Here is an 18,104-nt window from a genome sequence, read left to right on the forward strand (position 1 = left end):
ACTACTCTAATGAAAAAGACCATAAGTATCCGCGCTATGCTGATTAGCCTCTTTGTCGCCGCTGTACTGGGTGCCATTGTGCTAGCAGGAACGGGCTGGATGACCAACCAGCGTTTAATTAACGTTCAGCACTTCATTACCGACGAGGTGCTGCCGCTGCAGGACGCTAGCCGCAGCATGGTGCTTACCATGGGCGCTTTTGGACAGCGGCATGCTGATTTACTGGCGACTGATGATACGCAAGCGTTGGCGGACATCACTCCCCGCAGCGCATTAGAAGAGCGCTATGCTCAGGCTCGAGAGGGGCTTGCGGATATTGAGGAAACCGGTGCCGCTGGGCAGCTGTCTGCTTTGGATAACCACTTCCAGGCGCTGTTGACGGGCGATGAGGCGCTGGAGGGTGTGCGCCGCGATGCGCTGAATCTGCAGGTGCAAATGGCCGAACAGATTGCTCAAATGGAAGCTGCTATTACTAATGTGATGCACAGCGCCGAAGATATTGCTGGCCGCACAGCGCTGGCTCAAGTGCGTGAAGCGCGCATCCAACGTGAGCTAGTAGAAGCTTGGCGGCAGGAGGGAACAACTACACTGCCGACGCGGTTATTAGATGACATCTTTAGCGCGCAGGTGGATGTCGGGCGGCTAAGTAGCAACGCGCGTATGGCGGTTGCCACTCTTTCAGACCTAGGGCGCCAAATGATGCAGGTTGATAGCGTTGATGCGCTGGTTAACCTGCGCAGTAACCAAATTTCTCAGCAAGTCTCGCTAGCGCGCCAATCACTTGCTGCCATCGCAACTGCGCCGGACACCACGTTTGTACAGCGCGAAATGATTAAGCGGCTTGATGCGGTCATCGTCGAGCTGAACGGCCTGATGGTTGAAGATGCCGACTCAGTTTACGCCCTACGCCAGCAGCAGCTGACGTTAGGTGCCCAAGTGCAAGCGGCTCTGGTGAATGTTGCCCAGGCCACCATGCAAATGCGTAATGCACTCAGTGATATTGAAGCTTACACGGTAGAGAAGGCAGCAAGTGCCAGCGATGAAGCCCAAACCCTGGCTAACGCAGGTCGTACGCTGCTGATTTTGGTAACGTTAGGCGTCATCGTAGTATTGGCCATCTTCGGCTGGCGCACCCTCGTGCGTGTGCTGGGCCCACTAGTGGCCATGCGGCGTCAGATGGAGAACATCAGCGGCGCTGCCGGTGAAAATGCCGACTTATCCATGCGCTTAGCCCTAGAGCGTAATGATGAGGTCGGGCAAGCGGCCCAGGCATTTAACCGAATGATGGATACCTTTGAAGGCATGGTGGCGAGAATTCGTGAAAGCGCCGAAGCCATTGCCGCGAGCAGCCGTCAGATTGCCGCCGGTAATGAAAACCTTTCCCAGCGGACCGATCAGCAGGCGGCATCGCTGGCTGAAACGGCCTCTAGCCTGGAACAGATAACCGCCACGGTAAAACAGACCGCTGACTACGCCGACCAAGCTAAAGGTGCCAGCGGTAGTGTGGATGAGCGAGCGCGTTCAGCGGGCGATGTTGCCAAGCGCACCACTGCTGCCATGAGCGATATCCGGCAGGCGAGCGAAAAGATTACCTCTATTATCAAAGCCATTGATGATATCGCCTTCCAAACGAACCTTCTGGCATTGAACGCTTCGGTAGAAGCCGCCCGGGCAGGAGAGCAGGGGCGTGGTTTCGCGGTGGTTGCCCAGGAAGTACGTAAACTAGCAGGGCGCAGTGCGGAAGAGGCGGCGCAAATTCGCCACCTAGTAGATGACAGCGTGAAAAAAGTGAGTGAAGGCGAACAGCTGGTAAATGCCTCCAGCCACCACTTGCAGGAAATCATCGACAGCCTATCCGAAGTGACTCGCTACGTAACGGAAATTGCCGGAGCGACTAAAGAGCAGTCGGCGGGTATCGACCAGATTAACCAAGCGATCTCGCAGTTGGATCAGGTCACGCACCAAAATGCCCGCTTGGTACAAGAAGCCTCTACCGCTAGTCAGACCTTGGACGATCGCGCAGGCGATATGCACACGCTGGTCAGCCGCTTCCACGTGAGTCACAGCCCTGGACAGCATCAGGCTGCGCTACCTGCGAAGCAGGATACCGCCCGCCTGACCTGATCGAAAGCTTGAACCTTTACCGATAGCTAGCAGCGAACACCGGAAGGTGTTCGCTGTTTTTTTAGTAAGCGGTTGAACTTTAGACGTATTGCCTACACTGATAAGAGAAATGCGACTGACAAAGAGGCAATATGACAACCCTAGTGATTGGTGCCAATGGTCAAATCGGTAAACAGTTTTGCGAGCTAGCTAAGCAGTCTGGCACGCCTATTAAAGCCATGATTCGCAGTGAGGAGCAGGCCGCTTGGTTCCAGGAGCGGGGTATTCAAACCGTGGTGGGCGATCTTGAAGGTGACTTTGAGCACGCCTTTGAGGGCTGTGATCAAGTCGTCTTTACCGCCGGTTCTGGTCCCCATACCGGGCCAGATAAAACGTTGATGATCGATCTATTTGGGGCGATTCGTGCGGCGGACATTGCCAGCCAGCACGGGCTGTCGCGCTATATCATGGTCAGCGCCATTCGGGCGGAAAAACCGCTGGAAGCCCCAGAGAAAATGCGCCCCTATATGACGGCCAAATTTGCGGCGGATGCTCATCTTCGTCATAGCGATGTCTCCTATGTAATTCTAAAACCAGGCCGCCTCACCGATGATGCGCCGACCCATAAGTTTGCCAGTACCGTCGAAGAAGCGGGGGATAACCAAATCTCTCGGGCCAACGTGGCCTATGCATTGCTACGTGTGGTGCAAACCCCTGGCCTCATCAATCAAGAAGTCACGCTGCTTGATGGCCAGCGGCCTATCGACGCGCTGCTCTAGTGCTCGTTATTTAAGTACTAAGTAGCCAAAAGCCCGCTGGTTCTCAGCGGGCTTTTTTGTACTGAGTGAAATGACCTGACGGTGTAGTAAGGGTGTACTACCCGCCTGAGCGCGGCGCTTGCTAGTCTCAATAAACACGTCTATTGCGTGTGCTCCACCTCGACACAATCACAAGGAGAACGGAGATGAGCAGCAAACGTATTTTAATGATTACCGGTGATTTCACAGAAGATTACGAAACCATGGTGCCCTTTCAGGCGCTGATGGCGGTGGGGCACCAAGTCGATGCGGTATGCCCCGGTAAAGCCTCGGAGGATACGGTTGCCACTGCGATCCACGACTTTGAAGGCGACCAGACCTACAGCGAGAAACCCGGGCACCGGTTTGCGCTAAATGCAGATTTCGCCAGCATCAACCCGGCCGATTACGACGCCCTGGTCGTGCCCGGTGGCAGGGCACCTGAGTATCTGCGGCTCAATCAAGAAGTGCTCGCCATGGTGAAGCACTTTTTTGATACCCAAAAACCGGTGGCGGCGATTTGCCATGGCGCCCAGCTACTGGCCGCGGCCAAGGTGCTGGAGGGCAAACAGTGCTCGGCTTATCCCGCATGCCAGCCGGAAGTCGAGCTCGCTGGCGGGCAGTTCGCCAACTTGGAAGTCACCGATGCCGTTACCGATGGCAATCTTGTGACTGCCCCGGCATGGCCCGCCCATCCAGCTTGGCTGGCGCAGTTTATGGCGCTATTGAACAAGTAAAGCGAAGGAGCGCGCCCGCTTGTTGGGCGCGCATTACATCAACCGCTATGCTGAACTCATACAATGGGCGCAAGTAAGTGCAAGGGGGCGTTATGTGCAAACTGTTTATTGATGCTGACCCAGAGCTATGGCGAAGCGCTACGCACTCGCTGCGCATCGACGGGATGGTAACCAGCGTACGGATGGAGAACTACTTCTGGCAACTGCTAGAAGAAATCGCCCAGCGCGATGGTATGAATACCGCCCAAATGATCACCCGGCTTTACCATGAGTCGATTGATGCTGGGCACGATCTGGGCAACTTCACCTCGTTTTTACGCGTATGCGCATTGCGCTACCAAGCCCTACAGCTTAGCGGCGATATACCTCCCAACATGGCGGTGCCCATCGGTGAGCTGGACGCCCAGGAGATTCTCTCCCGTGAAAGCACGCTGCGTGATATCACTTTGAGTGAGCGCGCGCTGCATAAAAAACATGTCCACTAGTCTCGGTATGTGGCGGTTACTCCAGCCGCTCGCGCAGCGCGTTTAAAAAGCCCTCGATACGCAGCGCGTTGGTGCCCACATCGCTGGCACCGAGCCGTGATGCAGAGCGCACATCTACCTGGGTGCTCTGGCCCTGTTCGGTTAAGCGGATCACCACATCATCCTCAAAGCCAAACCAGCGGGTCACGGCGGTGGCTTCCAAACGGTTTTGGGTAATCTCAGCAATCTCCCAGCCCGCCGCTTCGACTTCTGCTTGAGCGGCGGCGAGTACGGTGGTGGCAGGAGCCTCTACTACCAGCGGTTGAACGTTCGGGTAGGCTGCCCGTTGCTGTTCGGCGGTGTCATCGCCTGGATAATCTAACCCGTTGGGAGCCGCTTCGCGCTCCTCGCGTAGCGCAACAAACGCTGGTGGGTTTTGGGTGTCGGTGGTGATGTCATGAATCACCGGGGCCTGTTGGGCGCGCTGCCACTGTTGCCAAGGCATGTAGAGCAGGGCGGCAGTGGCGATTAATACCGCTATGGCGACGAACGCTGTTCCTCCACGCCGAGTGATCGCGCTGATGAGCAGCACTAACACGCTAAGCGCCACCGCTGCCATGGCGGCATAAACGCCGTTACGCAGAAGGTTGAAAGCCTCGCTCAACCCCACCCATTCCCAGCGATAGGCCGGGCCTGCACCCGCCATTAATAGTGCCGCTGCCACTAGCGCCAGCACACTGAACCACGTCAGCACCTTGGGCCAGCGGCTTTTATGGCGTTGCTGGTGGAGTTTATCGGCCATATTTCCCCCTTGCGTTTTTGTGAGCACCGTTTGAAATAACAGGCATTGGCCACAGCATAGCCAGCGATATGGTAGCGTGGCTATCTTTCCGGCCCGATACCCGAACGCAAGAGTCACTCCGATGAGCCATTCCCATGCCACTTCGCCCTTAGCGGCTTCCATCCGCGCACTGTTAACCCAGGCCCCGGCCAGCGCGCTGCCCATGACCTATCAGCAGGTAGCCAACACCCTAGGGCTGACGCCACCGCGTACCATTGCACGGGTGGCCCAAGCGCTTGAACAGTTGATGGAAGAGGATGTAGCCGCCGGGCGGCCAATGATCGCCACGCTGGTCATCAGCCGTCGGGGGGAGGGTTTACCGGCCAGCGGCTTTTTCGAAAAAGCCGTTGCGCTAGGCCGGTTTCCAAACGACCCAGCCCAGCATAGCGCCCGCTATACCGAAGAGCGTGAGCAGGCGCTGTTTGCCCGCTAGTGGGCGCGTGACTCACTTTTGTTAGCGCTGGCGCAGCGGCGTTAACAAATCGCTTAAGCCGTTATGGTCAATTTCATGCATCAGTTGCAGCAGTTGACCAATCTCCCCGTTGGGAAACCCTTCCCGGGCAAACCAGTTCAGGTAAGGGCCCGGCAAGTCCGCAATGATCCAGCCTTCATATTTGCCAAAGGGCATCTTTCGCGTCACCAACGTCTCCAGATCTTCTGGCTTCATGCGTTAATTCCTTTCATTCTCATTTAAGTTTTCTTTTATATTCCTGTTGTCGAGGTTCTTTGTTAGATTTTCGTCTAATTTTTTTACCAAACAGCGCGTAAAGCATCGCCCAGTCGGGCGGTGATACAAGCGCGCACCGCGTAGCGGTGCCAGATTGACTTCGCCTCACTACCCTGATATTTATACAGCATGACAAAGCGTGCCTACAAAGAACGGTTCTACCCCACCTCCGAACAGGCTGAGCTGTTGAGCGACGTGCGTGCCTACACGGCGCAAACGCTGCAGTTGGACGAGCCTATGAACCTGCCTGCCGAGAGCGTTGAGCAGAGCGATGTTCAAGACGAAGCAGAGGCCAATGAACAGCCTAAAGAAGCGTCCGGCACCACGGAAGAAGAGAGCACCACCGAGGCGTAAGCCATGCGTGTGATGTGCTTTCCAACGCCAGCCTCCGGGCTGGCGTTTTAGTTTGTAGCGCTAGCTACTTGCGTCAGCAGGGCGGCCAGTGCCAGAGCCGGTTCACTTAGCTGGCCGCTGGCGCGGTGAACGATGCCGATATCGCGATGGAAGGTGTGCTCTTTCAAATCGATGGCGCGCACTCCGGCAGGCCAGCGCCGGATGGCGCTTGGCTGCGGCACCAGCGCCACCCCCACGCCGTTGGTCACCAGCTGCACGATCGCTTCTAGTTCGTCTACCTCACACACGTCCCGCACTTGGCAGTGGTTATCTCTTAAAAATCGATCAACCTGACGGCCGCCAAACGACGCGCGGTCATAGCGCACAAACGGCTGGCTGGAGAGTAGCTCTCGCCAATCATCACTGGCCATTTGCCGGGGCACCAGTAAGCGAAACGGTTCGTGGGCCAGAGGCTGCCAGCGCAGGTCGCTGTGCAGTGAAAAGGGCGGACGAATGATCACTGCCATATCCAGCTCCCCCGCATCCACCTGATTCATCAGCGCAAGCGAAAGCCCCGGCACTACCCGGGTGCGGCACTCGGAAAACTGGCGGTGAAAGCGCGCCAATACGTTTGGCAAAAGCGAGCGCTGAATGGAAGCAATCGCCCCTAAGGTGACGCGAGTAGCGACCTCCTGCCCAGCGGATGACGCCCCCAAGGTGCCGTACAACGCTAGCAGCGCCTGCGCCTGTTGCAGCGTCTCTTGCCCGCGCTGGGTAAGTACCGCCGTACGGCCGCTGCGCTCGAATAGCTCCACGCCAAGCTCCGCTTCCAAGCGCTTCATCTGCGCGCTCACGGCGGCTTGCGTTAGGCCAATGTGCTGGCCTGCTGCCGCAAAGGTGCCATGCTGAGCCACGGCGATGAGCGTCTTGAGTTCGCGAATCATAGTCTATGCTTTCATCAATAAAAGTTATGAATAGATCAAAAAACAATTGATTTTATTTTTGCATCACGCCTTTTAGGATAGTGACACGGTGGTAGCGCAACGCGCTAGCCATTCACAAATACATTTCCAACGACATTCCCAGCGACATTCCCCAACAACAGCAACACACCAGGAGATTTCCATGAGCCTTTCCCCTTTCCACTTAGCGATTCCGGTGTACGACGTTGCCTTGGCGCGTACTTTTTACAATGACGTGTTTGGTCTGGAAGAGGGCCGCTCCAGCGACCATTGGGTAGACTTCAACTTCTTCGGCCATCAGTTGGTGATTCATGAGCACCCCAAAACGCCCGGCCAAGAGAGCGCCCACACCAACCCGGTGGATGGTCACAACGTGCCGGTACCGCACTTCGGGGTAATTCTTGAGTGGGATGAGTGGGAAGCCCTGGCCGCGCGTCTAAAAGAGCGCGATACCGACTTTATCATTGAGCCTTACATCCGTTTTAAAGGCGAAGTGGGCGAGCAGGCGACCATGTTCCTGCTAGACCCTTGCGGTAATGCGCTAGAGTTCAAAGCCTTCCAAGATAAGAGTCAGATCTTCGCTAAATAAGCTTGGCTCGCCAGGAGCCATCAGGCGCGCAGCGCCTGCTCCTGGCGACGATGCTGCAGCGGCGACTCGCCAAAGTAGCGTTTATAGTCCCGGCTGAACTGCGGCACGCTGCGGTAGCCAACCGCCAGCGCCGCTTGGTTCACATTGTGGCTATCCTGCAACAGCAGCTGCTGCGCTTTAATTAAGCGCAGCCGTTTTAGGTACTGGGCAGGAGAGGCACGGGTAATCTGTTTAAAATGCTGGTGAAAGGTCGAGACGCTCATATTGGCCTGCTGTGCCAGCTGCTCCACAGAGAAGTCTTCTGCAAAGTGAGTGTGTAGCTGAGAGAGCACCTGCACAATGCGTGAGTAATTGCCGTGCCCCTTCACCAGCGCCCTCAGGGCAGGGCCTTGCTCGCCTTTCAGCGCTTCAAACACCACATCGCGTATCCTTGCATCCCCCATTGTGCTGCACTCTACGTCGTCATGCAGCGTGCGTGCCAAGCGCAGGACGGCTGCTTGCATGCCGTAATTCATCGCCACCGAGGCCATCGGCATGGGTGACGTTTGCGGCTGGTGTATATCCCCCATGGCGGTGACCATCTCACTAAGCAGCGCGGGGTCTAGCTTGACTGAAATACCCAGTAGCGGTGCCTCGGGGGAGCCGTAAGTTTCGCATTCAAACGGTAAGGGCAGCGTTTGCACCAGGTAATGCCCTGGGTTGTAGTGAATCTCACGGTCGCCTAAATAACCCACTTTGCGCCCTTGGGCGATGATGATCAGGCTGGGTTCATACATCAATGGGGTACGCACCTGATGCCTGCCCAGACACAGTAGGTTTACGCGTGCTAAGCGCGAAGCACTGATGCCATCGCTTTTGACAAGCGACGTAATCAGGTCGGCAAGGGCATTACCCATTTGTGCAGTGCTTTCCACCGGGGCTCTCCTTACGCGGGTGAATATCATCGGCGGCGATAATTATGACGTTTTTATGACATTTTTTGTTATTTTATTGCACTTGAATAGAGGAATAAGCAAAAAAAACGTAGCTTCGTTCATCGCTATCTCCCGCTAAGCAGCCAATAATAGAAACACCTTTCCGCACCTGCGGGATGCATTAAAAAGGAGTTTTCATGAGCCAAGCAAAATCTTACGCCGCGTTTTCCGCTGAAAAGCCGCTCGCGCCGTTTACCTTTGATCGTCGTGAGCCGCGCCCCGACGATGTTGCCATTGAAATCCTTTACTGTGGCGTGTGCCATAGCGACCTGCACTTTGCTCGCAACGACTGGGGCATGAGCCAGTACCCCGTTGTGCCGGGCCACGAAATTGTTGGCCGCGTCACTGCCGTGGGCAGCGACGTGAGCCGTTTTAAAGCCGGTGATTTAGTCGGTGTTGGCTGCATGGTTGACTCCTGCCGTACCTGTTCCGCCTGTAAAGATGGCGTAGAGCAGTATTGCCTGGAAGGCTTCACCATGACTTACGGCAGCCCGGACCGCCAAGACGGCACCCTGACCCAGGGCGGCTACTCTGATTCCATCGTGGTCAGCGAGCACTTTGTCCTGCAAATGCCTGACGGCATTGATCTTGCATCCGCCGCGCCGATCCTGTGTGCCGGTATCACCACCTACTCACCGCTGAAGCATCACGGCGTGGGTAAAGGCCATAAAGTGGGCATTATTGGTATGGGCGGCCTGGGTCACATGGGCGTCAAACTGGCCAAAGCGCTGGGTGCCGAAGTGACCGTGTTCACCCGCTCTGAAGCCAAGGTAGAAGAAGCCAAGCGTAACGGTACTGACCATGTAGTGGTCTCAAGCGATCAGGCACAGATGGATGCCGTCGCTGAAACCTTCGATTTCATGCTGGACACCGTTCCGGTTCAGCACGACTTGAACCCCTACCTGACATCGCTGAAGTACGATGGCACGCACATTCTGGTCGGGCTGCTGGAGCCTATCGAACCGGCCATCGAAGCGTTCAATCTCGTGTTCAAGCGTCGCGTAGTGGCGGGTTCTTTGATCGGCGGTATTGCTGAAACCGAAGAGCTGCTCAAGCTGTGCGCCGAACAGAACATCACCTGCGATATCGAGATGCTTGATATCAATAAGATCAACGAAGGCTTTGAGCGCATGGAGAAAGGCGACGTGCGCTACCGCTTCGTGATCGATATGGCGACCCTGAAAGACACCGCTGCCTAATTTCTGCAGCCGTGAATAGAGCCCACCGCTTAACGGCGGTGGGCTTTTTTGTTTTTCCGTTATTGATAAATTGTTGGTATAAAAAAGTCGCATACGCGCCGTACTTCACTTCATTTTGCTCTACTCTTTTGAAATGTGGGCAATATCTAATAAAACAAAGGGAACGCACCAATGAAGCAACTATCCATAAAATGGAGCTTGACGGCTGCCTTAGCATTGTTGGTTGTGATGATAGGTCTTATTAGTGGGCTGGGGTTTTATGCCAGCTACACTAGCGACCAAGCGCTTAAAGAGATCAACAACACCAACGTGCGATTGGCGAATTTGGCAAACCGTACCCAGGTGAATGCGCTAAGGGCGCAAACCTTTCTAGATCGCTCGGCAAGCCTGAGTATGCAGGGGAATCCGGATAAAGGGCGGGAAAGCTTAGCGATGGCGGGTGAGGCCGTTGTGGCTGCTCAAGAACGGTTTGAAGAGCTTTCGGCGATCCCCGTGGTGCCTGAAAGTACTCTTGCTAATTACCGTGCTGAGGTAGTGGCTGCCTATCACGCCTTTGTTACCGAAGGCATGGTTCCCTTGCTAGACGCAGCACCGTTCCAGATACAGCGTCGCCAGGAAGCGCTGGGTGAGTTGGGCGCTAATCTTGATATGTCCATGAGCGAATTGGTGGCCTACACCGAAGCTCGCGGTCAGCAGGTGATGCAGCGGGTAGGGCGCTTAGCGACTATCGGCGGAGCTATTGCCATCGGCCTGTTGCTGTTCTCTTTAATCGCGGCGGTGGTGATTCGTATCGCGATGATGCGTGGCGTGGTGACACCGATTCAGCAAGCACTGGGCCACTTCGCAAAAATTGCCGACGGTGACTTAACCGGAAAGATTGAAGACCGTGGCCGCAATGAGATTGGCCAGCTATTTCAGGGGCTTTCAGCAATGCAGGACAAACTGAAAACCCTAGTGATGTCGCTGCGTAGTAGCAGTGAGCACGTCTACAGTGGGGCGAGTGATATCTCATCGGGAAGCCAAGACCTCTCTTCGCGTACCGAGCAGCAGGCCTCGGCGCTGCAGCAGACCGCCTCCAGCATGGAGCAAATGGCGACTACCGTGGGTAAAAATGCCGAGATAGCCCAGGAGGCCGACCAACTCTCGGTGGCGGCTTCCCAGTCCGCAGAGGCCAGCGGCGAAGAGGTAGAGCGAACCGTGAAGCTGATGCGTGAGATTGCCGCTAGCGCTGATAGGGTCAACGATATTATCGGAGTGATTGACTCGATTGCCTTCCAAACCAATATCTTGGCGTTGAACGCCTCGGTTGAAGCCGCGCGGGCAGGTGAGCAGGGTCGCGGGTTTGCGGTGGTGGCCAGTGAGGTGCGTTCACTGGCGACGCGCAGTGCGGAATCGGCCAAAGAGATTCGTGGCCTGATTGAGCAAACTACTACGCAAATCAACAGCGGTGCCACCCAGGCGGAGCGGAGTGGCGAAACGCTTAACCAAACCGTCGACGCCATTCGCCAAGTCACCACGCTGATGGGTGAAATCTCCACCGCCACCCGCGAGCAGAATAGCGGCATCGAGCAGATCAACGCCGCGCTGACAGAAATGGACTCGGTGACCCAGCAAAACGCTGCGCTGGTGCAGCAAACCAGCTCGGCAGCTAACGCGTTGGAGGGGCAGGCGAGCCAGCTGGCGACGTTGATGGCCACCTTCCGGTTGGCGGAAGGCAGCGAGCAACCCGCAGCCCCGCCTGCGTTAGAGGCGCAACAGCGTCGCCCGGCTGTCAAACCTGCTGCCCCGCAAACGGTGAATAGTAACGACGACTGGGACGAGTTTTAACCCGCCACGCTCACTACAACATCTGGGGCGGCTTACTAGCTGCCCCAGATGTGATTAAAGAGAGAGGTTAAGAAGGGCCAGATTAAGTGTGGGCAACCACCCGGATGCGCACATAATCCGCTGTCCAGTTACCTTGGCCGTCGCTTAGGCTGTGGGCCAACAGATTCAGCGTGTTATCGAAAATAGCGTCTTTCAGATCATCTTCCAGCCCGTGGAAGAAGGGGCTGGCAAACGTCTCTAGCCAGCTCGCCATGCCATCAGGCAGCGGCGTTGGGCGGGGGATGAGTTCAATGCTATCCACACGGAAGCCAACCGTTTGAAGCAGGTTGCCATACTCCTTGGTGGTTGGAAAATACCAAGGGTGGCGGCCTTTAGAGCTAATGCCGCGAAACTGCAGCGAGGCAATGAGCGCAGTGCAAATGGCGGCCACGTTGCCATGGCCGCCAAATTCCGCTACGAAACGCCCGCCGGGCTTCAGTGCCCGTTTTACTCCGGCCAGCACTGCTTGAGGATCCAGCATCCAGTGCAGTGCTGCATTGCTAAATACCGCATCGAACTCATGGTCAAAGGGCAGCTGGTGGCCGTCAATGATTCGTGCCGTTACGCCACGTTTTTGGGCGGCGGCCACCATATCAGCAGAGGCATCGATACCCAGTACATCGGCACCTAGCTGCATAATGCGCTCAGTTAATGCACCTTCGCCGCAGCCAAGATCCAGAATGCGCTGCCCTGGCTGGGGCGAGAGCAGCTTGACCACGTCATGGCCAAGATCAGGAACAAAGCTGGCATGTTCCGCGTACCGGTCGGCATTCCATGCCTGACCTGACGGGGAGTGAGAGGCGTTTGACATATCGGCTTCCTAGCATTGTTATTGGGCTCAGTGGGTTATTAGCAGTATAGCGAGCGTTCACTTTCACGCGTGCAACATCACGTAAAAATTCTTTAACCACCGTACGTTAACAACCCAGTGTTAACCACATTGACCGTCTACCCAAGTGTAGACAATACGGTTACGCTGATGACTTATCAGGGAGAGAGCAACCATGAGCCAGCATCATCAAGCGGATGATAATTTTGAAGGTGGGGAAGAGCACGGCGAAGAGAGTTCGCAGCGTGATACCTCGGTACAGGACGCCAGTTCCCCCAAAGAGGAGCGTGAAGCTAAGCTGCCTTCCAGGGCGGCGGTAGTTCATCAGCACCTACGCTTAGAAGGGCAAAAAGAACTCTCCCGCGATTCCATGGCGCTGCTCTGGTCGGCCATTGCAGCCGGTATTTCCATGAGCTTCTCAATGGTGGCGCGGGGTGTTATGCATGCCCACTTGCCGGAAACGGATATTGGCTTTTTGGTGGAGTGTATTGGTTATACCGTCGGTTTTATCGCTGTCATTTTAGCCCGGCAGCAGCTATTTACCGAAAATACGGTCACCGCCGTTTTACCCGTGATGAGCCACCCAACGCTGCCCAATGTTGGCGCCCTGGGTCGGCTGTGGGGGGTGGTACTGGTAGGTAACCTGCTTGGCGCTGCGCTCTCCTCATTTACCTTTCTGCATATGCCGATGTTTGATGAGGCTACCCATCAAGCCTTTATTGCCTTAGGTGAACACATGATGGCGAACACGCCAATGGAAATGTTCTCTAAGGGGATTCTTGCTGGCTGGATGATTGCGACGCTGGTGTGGCTGATTCCCGCCGCCGATCAGGCGAAGGTATGGATCATTATTATCGTCACCTATGTCATGGCGATTGGTGAGTTTACCCACATCATCGTCGGCACCAGTGAAGCGCTGTATCTGGTGTTCGATGGTCATATTTCTTGGTACGACGCGGTGGTGGGCTTTGCGCTGCCTACGCTGGCCGGTAACGTGATTGGCGGTACGTTTATTTTTGCGCTGATCAGTCATGCGCAGATTCGTGGCGACGTTGAGGCCCAGCGAGAGTGTAAGCAAGGCCTGTTTTATCGTCGCAAACGCTAACCCGCTTATCGAAAAGCACTGAAGAGGAAAATGTTATGAATGACGTGATTAAGCTACTGAATTCCCACCGTTCGATTCGTAAATTCACTGATCAAGAGATCCCCCACGGCCTGCTGTTAGAGCTGATTAAAGCAGGGCAGGCCGCTGCCACGTCTAGCCATGTACAGGCGTACACGGTGATTCATGTGAAAGATCCGGATAACCGTGAAGCCATTGCCGAGCTGGCAGGCGGGCAGGGCTATGTCGCTAGCAGTGCGGCGTTTCTAGTCTTCTGTGCCGATATGAAGCGCCCAACAGAAGCTTCCGCCCGCACGGGCGCCAACGTTGAGCGCGGTATGACGGAACAGCTGCTTGTCGCCACGGTGGATACCGCGCTCATGGCACAAAATGTGGCCGTAGCTGCCGAATCGGAAGGGCTGGGTATTTGCTATATCGGCGGCATTCGTAACAACCCAGATGCGGTGAGCGAACTACTGCGTCTGCCCGCTCATGTTTACCCAGTGTTTGGTATGTGCCTTGGGTACCCCGCCCACCAGCCAGAGGTGAAGCCGCGACTGCCCGTTGAAGCGATTCTTAAAGAGGACTACTACACTGATGATAGTGACCATGTAGCCGCCTTTGACGACACCATGCAGGCGTACTATCAATCTCGTAGTAGCGGCAATAAAAATAGTGATTGGTCGCACAACCTAACCCCTCTATTTGATAGCAAGCTGCGCCCCCATATGCGTGATTTCTTGGTGAAACGCGGCTTTACCATGAAATAAGGAGTCATCCTATGTCCCTTCAGCGTGCCTACGTTCTACTGGCCGGGCTTTATAGCCTGCTACCTGTGATAGGTATCGTGGCCGTGTTTTCCGGCGGCGGAACGCCTCTTGCCATGGCATACCTCTTTTTTGGTGCGTTGGGCGTGGTCGGGCTGTGGGGGTATGTTTTAAAGCGCAGTGTCATGAGTCAGCGTATGTGGCGGCCGTTGGCAGGGGTGTTTGTGGTGGGTAGCGTGGTACAGCTAGTCATTATGCTGACCATGCCTGTTTCTGGTGTTTTACTGACTTGGATGCTCACCAGCAGCATCTTCGCCATGCTACTGGCGGTGCTGCTTTACCATTATGGCAACCGCGACCAGCCGCTGTGGGCGACTGATGAAGAGCGTTCTACCGCGCAAAGGCTTGCAACAATGCTCGAGACTAAAGCGACGGTGACCGCCGTGCACCGAGAGCTTGGCCATGAAAATAGCGTGAATGTGGCTAAGGTAGGCAGTGCCTACCATGCTCGGATAACGCGCCGTTCAGAGAATGGGCAGGAAACCTTTGAAAGGCGCTTTCGGCATCCTGAAACCCTGGTGTTTTTTGTAGAGAAATTCGCCAGCGTGACACCGCAGGAGTTCACCTCCTCCGATGCGACCTCCTAAAGGCGTCAATGCGGGTGATTACTCTACTAACTCAAGCAGGCGGTCGGGGTAGTCGGTAAACAGGCCGTTCGCCCCCAGCGCCATTAAACGCTGCATCTCATCTGGTTCATTGATGGTGTAAACGTGTACCGACAGGCCATTAGCTTGGGCCTGGCGAATAAAGGCCGCATCAATCACTTCGTTGCCCTGATAGATCGCGTTGGTGCCAATCCCTGCTGCATACTCGGCAATGGCCTGAAAGTCAGCGTCGTTAATCTCACTTGGCCCTGGAGTAGTGTTTTGCCACTCCACCAACTGTTCGCTGTTTTGCTCGCTAGGTGAGTACCACAGCAGCTGAATTAACGGCAGGTTAGGGTTGAGCGCCTGTAGTTTGAGCAGGCTTTGCTGGTCAAACGACTGCACCAATACTCGGCCTTCATTAATCATATCGTAGGCTTCAAGACGCTCCACCAATGCCTCTTCCAAGCCAGGGTTGAGGTCAGGGGATTTTGTTTCGATGTAATAACGCGTCGTTTGACCAAAGTGGTCGAACAGCTCGTTAAGCGTCAGGATCTGCGTGCCGGAAAAATCCGTATCTGCATACTCGGGATTCGCTTCGTGAAACCACGAGCCGGTATCCAGCGCTTTCAGCTCAGCCAGGGTGTAATCATGGATATGGCCTTCGCCATCGCTGGTGCGTTCAAGGGTGCCATCGTGGAAGATCACCACCTCGCCATCAGCGCTTAGCTGAGCATCTAGCTCCAGATAATCCACGCCCCACTCATGGGCCAGCTCGTAGGCCGCTAATGTGCTTTCCGGCGCATGCCCGCTTGCTCCGCGATGGGCAATCACTTGGAAATTTTTCAAGTCGTTAAGCTGCTGAGTAAGCGGTGTATCGCTCGCCGCTACGGCAGTGGTAGACGTAGCCGCTAATAGCGTTAGCGTCGTTAGCAATGAATAGCGCAACATAATAACACCTTGATAGATAAAGCCATGTAAGACCTTACCTGCCTAACATGACAAACGCACGTTCTACTGAACCACTCTGAATTGCACCGTGAGCCTCATAGGACGCTTGTTCGGATCATTAGCTGGGCTTCGTTATAGCTAGTGCCCAGGGGCAAGACTTCACCTAATATCAACTAAGCTGAACCCAGGTCCTCAAGAGGTTGCTCCATGACCCACAAAGAACACCACCGCTCTCATCGTGCTGGCTGGCTACGGGCAGCGGTGATGGGCGCTAACGATGGCATTGTCTCTACCAGCAGTCTGATTCTTGGGGTAGCAGCAGCCTCTACCACGCAAAACGATATTGTATTGGCGGGTGTGGCGGGGTTGGTAGCGGGGGCCATGTCGATGGCGGCGGGGGAGTACGTTTCGGTCAGCTCGCAATCAGACACCGAGCGTGCCGATTTAACAATGGAGCGTAACGCCCTTGCCGATCATTTTGAGGCCGAGCAAGAGGAGCTGGCAGAGATCTATGTTGAGCGAGGATTAACGCCTGAACTCGCCAGTCAAGTGGCTGAGCAACTGATGCAAAAAGACGCGCTGGGAGCCCATGCTCGGGATGAAATTGGCATCACCGATACCACTCAACCGAGGCCTCTGCAGGCGGCACTCTATTCAGCCGCTACATTTACCGCTGGGGCATTAATTCCCCTTTTGATAGCCTGGTGGGTACCGCTGGTGCTGCTGATTCCGTTGGTCGCCGTGGCATCGCTCGCTTTGTTGGCTTTGTTAGGGGCGCTAGCAGCCAAAATAGGCGGTGCCCCGGTACGTAAAGCCGCCTTCCGCGTGCTGTTTTGGGGGGCATTGGCGATGGCACTGACCTCTCTCATCGGGCGTTTGTTTGGCGTTGTGGCGTAGCTTCAAACGCTATAAGCATCCAAAAGGAGACATAACATGCTGGCGTATACAATGGTGGGAACCAAAGACCTAGAGCGTGCCCTGCAGTTCTACACGCCGCTGTTTAATGCCATGGGGCTAGATGTTTGCTGGCAGGACGAGAGCGGGGTCTCATTTGGCGACCCAGACGATGTCAACGTGCCCCAATACTTCGTGGGCTACCCCTTCGATGGCCACGACGCCACCGTGGGCAACGGCACCATGACCGCCTTTCAATTTACCGACATCAAAGAAGTTGACACGCTGCACCAGCTCGCCCTGGAAAGCGGCGGAAGCGACGAAGGCGCACCGGGCTTTCGGCCGCAGTACGGGGAAGGCTTTTATGTCGCCTATGTCCGCGACCCGGATGGCAACAAGCTGGCGTTCGTGGTGTATCCGCACCGGGTAGGGCTCTAGCCTTTTAACTCCTTGCGTAACCAATCAGCCAGCGATTCACTGCGGCGGGCGTTGGCGTGTTTGGGCAGCCACAGGCAGAGCCTGGCCGGGGTTTCGATGCTGCCCCAAGGGGCGACAAGTCGTCCGCTTTTCAGATCATCTTCTACGAGTAGCTTCGGGGCGATGGCGACCCCTAGGCCCGCCACGGCAGCCTCTATGAGGTAGTAGAGATGCGCGAAACCTTGGCCCTGTTGGAGGGCTGTTTTCAATGCGTCGGTTTCCAGCCCTTGGGCGTCTGCCCACTGGGGCCACGCTTGGGGGCGTGAGGCGGTGTAAAGGAGCTTGTTGGTAAACAGCGATGCGGGATGAGAGGCATCGCACCCATCCACCAAGCGTGGGCTGGCCACGGCGCAAATTTCCTCAGACATCAGCTCAATCAGCTCGCCCTCGTCAGGCCAAGGTGGCTCGAAAAAGGCCAGCGTTGCGCTGGTCTCCGGCTGGCCGGGCTGCTCGGAATCGCTCACCACCACCTGAAGTTTTAGCTCCGGCAGCGCCTGGTTTAAGCGGTCTAAACGGGGAATCAGCCAGCGGGCCAGCAAGCTGCCGGGGCAGGCCAGGGTAAACGGCGCTTCTTCCACCTCATGCTTGAGCCGGGTGCAACTATCCCTGAGCTTGGCGAAGGCTTCCCCCACGCCGTTTTGCAATTGCTCTCCGTGGTGAGTGAGTACTAGCCCCCGCCCGGCTTTGGCGAACAGTGCTACGCCAAAATGCTCATCCAGGCTCTTTAGCTGTCGGCTTACCGCACCGTGGGTCACGCTTAGCTCATCTGCGGCGGCGGTTACGCTGCCTAGCCTGGCGGTGGCTTCAAAGGCGCGCAGGGCGCTTAAGGGCGGCAGGCTGTGTTGCAT

21 protein-coding genes are annotated in these 18,104 nt (G+C 55.9%); 14 read left to right on the top strand and 7 right to left on the bottom strand.

What is annotated here, in order from left to right:
* Nucleotides 1-9 precede the first annotated feature (9 nt).
* From ACIGG6_RS07640 to ACIGG6_RS07655, 4 genes are all read left to right on the top strand, one after another.
* On the top strand, nt 10-2,124 hold the full coding sequence (locus ACIGG6_RS07640; RefSeq protein ID WP_399843644.1) for a methyl-accepting chemotaxis protein: 2,115 nt from the start codon (nt 10-12) through the stop codon (nt 2,122-2,124).
* 131 nt (nt 2,125-2,255) lie between these two features.
* Entirely contained in the window at nt 2,256-2,882 is a 627-nt protein-coding gene (locus ACIGG6_RS07645; protein ID WP_399843647.1) for an SDR family oxidoreductase, read from the top strand.
* A gap of 185 nt (nt 2,883-3,067) precedes the next feature.
* Nucleotides 3,068-3,637 (top strand): DJ-1/PfpI family protein, encoded by a 570-nt coding sequence (locus ACIGG6_RS07650; protein ID WP_399843649.1) that lies wholly within the window; start codon nt 3,068-3,070, stop codon nt 3,635-3,637.
* Between the two features lie 92 nt (nt 3,638-3,729).
* Nucleotides 3,730-4,122 (top strand): ribbon-helix-helix domain-containing protein, encoded by a 393-nt coding sequence (locus tag ACIGG6_RS07655; RefSeq protein WP_399843652.1) that lies wholly within the window; start codon nt 3,730-3,732, stop codon nt 4,120-4,122.
* Between the two features lie 16 nt (nt 4,123-4,138).
* On the opposite strand, the gene ACIGG6_RS07660 is transcribed toward ACIGG6_RS07655, so the two are convergent.
* Nucleotides 4,139-4,903, bottom strand: a complete 765-nt coding sequence (locus ACIGG6_RS07660) for a DUF1499 domain-containing protein (protein WP_399843655.1) — start codon at nt 4,901-4,903, stop codon at nt 4,139-4,141.
* 121 nt (nt 4,904-5,024) lie between these two features.
* Here ACIGG6_RS07660 and ACIGG6_RS07665 point away from each other — a divergent pair, with 121 nt between their 5' ends.
* Nucleotides 5,025-5,375 carry a hypothetical protein gene (locus ACIGG6_RS07665; RefSeq protein WP_399843658.1) on the top strand — a complete coding sequence of 117 codons (351 nt, stop codon included), beginning with the start codon at nt 5,025-5,027 and terminating at the stop codon, nt 5,373-5,375.
* Between the two features lie 21 nt (nt 5,376-5,396).
* Here the strand turns inward: ACIGG6_RS07665 and ACIGG6_RS07670 are convergent, their stop codons facing one another.
* Nucleotides 5,397-5,609 (bottom strand): DUF3820 family protein, encoded by a 213-nt coding sequence (locus ACIGG6_RS07670; protein ID WP_054641478.1) that lies wholly within the window; start codon nt 5,607-5,609, stop codon nt 5,397-5,399.
* Nucleotides 5,610-5,798: 189 nt separating this feature from the next.
* Between ACIGG6_RS07670 and ACIGG6_RS07675 the strand changes: the two genes are divergently transcribed.
* Nucleotides 5,799-6,023: a helix-turn-helix domain-containing protein gene (locus ACIGG6_RS07675; protein WP_083024885.1), complete on the top strand. Its 225-nt coding sequence runs from the start codon at nt 5,799-5,801 to the stop codon at nt 6,021-6,023.
* 47 nt (nt 6,024-6,070) lie between these two features.
* Here the strand turns inward: ACIGG6_RS07675 and ACIGG6_RS07680 are convergent, their stop codons facing one another.
* A complete protein-coding gene (locus ACIGG6_RS07680) occupies nt 6,071-6,946 on the bottom strand; it encodes a LysR family transcriptional regulator (protein ID WP_399843661.1) in 876 nt (291 codons plus the stop codon).
* A 181-nt stretch (nt 6,947-7,127) separates the two neighbouring features.
* On the opposite strand from ACIGG6_RS07680, the gene ACIGG6_RS07685 reads away from it, so the two are divergent.
* The gene (locus ACIGG6_RS07685) at nt 7,128-7,553 is read left to right on the top strand and encodes a VOC family protein (RefSeq protein WP_062360191.1); all 426 of its coding nucleotides are present in this window, start codon (nt 7,128-7,130) and stop codon (nt 7,551-7,553) included.
* Nucleotides 7,554-7,573: 20 nt separating this feature from the next.
* On the opposite strand, the gene ACIGG6_RS07690 is transcribed toward ACIGG6_RS07685, so the two are convergent.
* The gene (locus ACIGG6_RS07690; RefSeq protein ID WP_399843665.1) at nt 7,574-8,467 is read right to left on the bottom strand and encodes an AraC family transcriptional regulator; all 894 of its coding nucleotides are present in this window, start codon (nt 8,465-8,467) and stop codon (nt 7,574-7,576) included.
* A gap of 197 nt (nt 8,468-8,664) precedes the next feature.
* Here ACIGG6_RS07690 and ACIGG6_RS07695 point away from each other — a divergent pair, with 197 nt between their 5' ends.
* Nucleotides 8,665-9,726 carry an NAD(P)-dependent alcohol dehydrogenase gene (locus ACIGG6_RS07695; RefSeq protein WP_399843668.1) on the top strand — a complete coding sequence of 354 codons (1,062 nt, stop codon included), beginning with the start codon at nt 8,665-8,667 and terminating at the stop codon, nt 9,724-9,726.
* 171 nt (nt 9,727-9,897) lie between these two features.
* Complete coding sequence (locus tag ACIGG6_RS07700; RefSeq protein ID WP_399843671.1) at nt 9,898-11,553, top strand: methyl-accepting chemotaxis protein; 1,656 nt, start codon at nt 9,898-9,900, stop codon at nt 11,551-11,553.
* A gap of 82 nt (nt 11,554-11,635) precedes the next feature.
* Here the strand turns inward: ACIGG6_RS07700 and ACIGG6_RS07705 are convergent, their stop codons facing one another.
* Nucleotides 11,636-12,403, bottom strand: coding sequence for a class I SAM-dependent methyltransferase (locus tag ACIGG6_RS07705; protein WP_083024893.1), 768 nt, complete (start codon nt 12,401-12,403; stop codon nt 11,636-11,638).
* Between the two features lie 193 nt (nt 12,404-12,596).
* On the opposite strand from ACIGG6_RS07705, the gene ACIGG6_RS07710 reads away from it, so the two are divergent.
* From ACIGG6_RS07710 to ACIGG6_RS07720, 3 genes are read left to right on the top strand one after another with little or no spacing between them, the layout of a single operon-like run.
* Complete coding sequence (locus ACIGG6_RS07710) at nt 12,597-13,526, top strand: formate/nitrite transporter family protein (protein WP_253507153.1); 930 nt, start codon at nt 12,597-12,599, stop codon at nt 13,524-13,526.
* 35 nt (nt 13,527-13,561) lie between these two features.
* Complete coding sequence (nfsA, locus tag ACIGG6_RS07715; RefSeq protein ID WP_253507156.1) at nt 13,562-14,293, top strand: oxygen-insensitive NADPH nitroreductase; 732 nt, start codon at nt 13,562-13,564, stop codon at nt 14,291-14,293.
* 11 nt (nt 14,294-14,304) lie between these two features.
* The gene (locus ACIGG6_RS07720; RefSeq protein ID WP_399843675.1) at nt 14,305-14,937 is read left to right on the top strand and encodes a hypothetical protein; all 633 of its coding nucleotides are present in this window, start codon (nt 14,305-14,307) and stop codon (nt 14,935-14,937) included.
* A gap of 18 nt (nt 14,938-14,955) precedes the next feature.
* Here ACIGG6_RS07720 and ACIGG6_RS07725 read toward each other — a convergent pair whose 3' ends face one another.
* Nucleotides 14,956-15,885: a glycerophosphodiester phosphodiesterase family protein gene (locus ACIGG6_RS07725; protein WP_399843678.1), complete on the bottom strand. Its 930-nt coding sequence runs from the start codon at nt 15,883-15,885 to the stop codon at nt 14,956-14,958.
* A 207-nt stretch (nt 15,886-16,092) separates the two neighbouring features.
* On the opposite strand from ACIGG6_RS07725, the gene ACIGG6_RS07730 reads away from it, so the two are divergent.
* Together ACIGG6_RS07730 and ACIGG6_RS07735 are read left to right on the top strand one after the other, a co-directional pair.
* Entirely contained in the window at nt 16,093-16,782 is a 690-nt protein-coding gene (locus ACIGG6_RS07730) for a VIT family protein (protein ID WP_399843680.1), read from the top strand.
* A gap of 36 nt (nt 16,783-16,818) precedes the next feature.
* Nucleotides 16,819-17,217 carry a VOC family protein gene (locus tag ACIGG6_RS07735; protein WP_399843683.1) on the top strand — a complete coding sequence of 133 codons (399 nt, stop codon included), beginning with the start codon at nt 16,819-16,821 and terminating at the stop codon, nt 17,215-17,217.
* Here ACIGG6_RS07735 and ACIGG6_RS07740 read toward each other — a convergent pair.
* Nucleotides 17,214-18,104: a LysR family transcriptional regulator gene (locus ACIGG6_RS07740; protein ID WP_399843685.1), complete on the bottom strand. Its 891-nt coding sequence runs from the start codon at nt 18,102-18,104 to the stop codon at nt 17,214-17,216. The genes ACIGG6_RS07735 and ACIGG6_RS07740 overlap by 4 nt on opposite strands.

The sequence above is a fragment of the Vreelandella lionensis genome (genome assembly GCF_044543515.1).
GTDB lineage: Bacteria > Pseudomonadota > Gammaproteobacteria > Pseudomonadales > Halomonadaceae > Vreelandella > Vreelandella lionensis.